The sequence below is a fragment of the Corynebacterium sp. H128 genome, from assembly GCF_037482625.1.
GTDB lineage: Bacteria > Actinomycetota > Actinomycetes > Mycobacteriales > Mycobacteriaceae > Corynebacterium.
Genome location: NZ_JBBHKW010000022.1, coordinates 1 through 1439 on the forward strand (window position 1 = coordinate 1; position 1439 = coordinate 1439).

Sequence of the window (1439 nt, forward strand, 5' to 3'; positions counted from 1 at the left end):
TGAACTGCTCCCCATTAGTTGGACTGAGAAATCAGTTTCCGACTAGTGGGGAGTTTTTCTTTTGAGAGCACGAAGTTCGTTGAGTCAGGTACAGCGGGAGCAGCTCGTTGAGTTATTTGAACAGGGGCTGGGCTATAACGCGGCAGCCCATCGTTTAGGGGTTAGCCCCTATCCGGTGAAGAGGCTTGCCCGCCGGTTCAAGCTTCATGGCAAGCTATGCCTTGTGGAGAAGCCAACCAAGCAGCAGTATTCCTTTGAGGTGAAGAAAGACGTCGTTGATCGATTCAACGCTGGCCAGTCCATGATGGAACTCGCCAGGGAATTTGGTTTGTCTTCGGATCAACTGGTCAAGGATTGGGTTCGTGCGTGGCGTGCCGGCGGTGATGAAGCTTTGCAGCCGAAGCCGAAGGGACGCCCGAAAGGTAGTTCACCTGTGAAACCGTTAACTGAGGAAGATCGGTTGCGTCGCGAGGTAGAGAAACTGCGGGCGGAAAACGCGTATTTAAAAAAATTGCGGGACTTGAGGAACCAACGGCGAGGCTAAAAGCCGAGGTCATCGTCATCCTCAAGTCAACTCACCGATTGGACGATCTGCTGGGTGCGGCAGGTCTTGCCCGGTCAACATTCTTCTATCACCAACAACGCCTCACCATGGGCGATAAGCATGCCCAGCTCAAACAAGCAATCATCGAGGTCTTCGAGCGTATGAACCGTCGTTATGGTTACCGGCGGGTGCACGCCCAGCTGCGCCGGGCAGGATGGGTCGTTAACCATAAGCTGGTCTACAAGCTCATGGACCAGCTCGGGTTGAAGTCAAAGGTCAGGGTGAAGAAGAAGTACAACTCGTATAAAGGCACGGTCAGTCACATTGCGAAGAATGTGCTGGATCGACACTTCACACCAGATACACCCAACATGGTGTGGGTCAGTGACATCACGGAGTTTCGTGTTGCTGGCACCAAGGTTTATCTGTCGCCGATCATGGATCTCTATGACCGGTCAATCCTGTCGTACAGCGTATCTACCTCACCAAATACAGCCTTGACATCACAGTCTCTGCGTGACGCCATCGCACAACAATCACCGGGGCAAGGACTACTTGTACATACAGATCAAGGGTTCCAGTACCAGCATTCCAGCTGGCGCGGGCTCATCACAAGCATCGGTGGAGTGCAGTCAATGTCAAGGAAAGGCAACTGCTATGACAATGCGGTGATGGAAAACTTCTTCGGGCACTTAAAGACTGAGATGTACCACGGTGAATCATTTACCAGCCTGCGGGAGTTCTACAAGGCAATCGATGACTACATCTACTGGTACAACCACGAACGACTCCAGAAACGACTCAAGGGTCTGACTCCGATGCACTACCGGAACCAGACCCTTGAACCCCTAACCGCCTAGAATTAAACCAGTCCAACTTTCGGGGGCCAGTTCAA

1 protein-coding gene is annotated in these 1439 nt (G+C 52.3%); it reads left to right on the forward strand.

Annotated elements, in window-relative coordinates; all coding sequences use genetic code 11:
* Positions 1-61 precede the first annotated feature (61 nt).
* Positions 62-1404 (forward strand): IS3 family transposase gene (locus tag WG915_RS11565; protein WP_445227836.1). Its coding sequence is split into 2 segments (ribosomal slippage): positions 62-503 and positions 503-1404, totalling 1344 coding nucleotides; the frame shifts between segments, so codons are not numbered across the junction.
* Positions 1405-1439 lie beyond the last annotated feature (35 nt).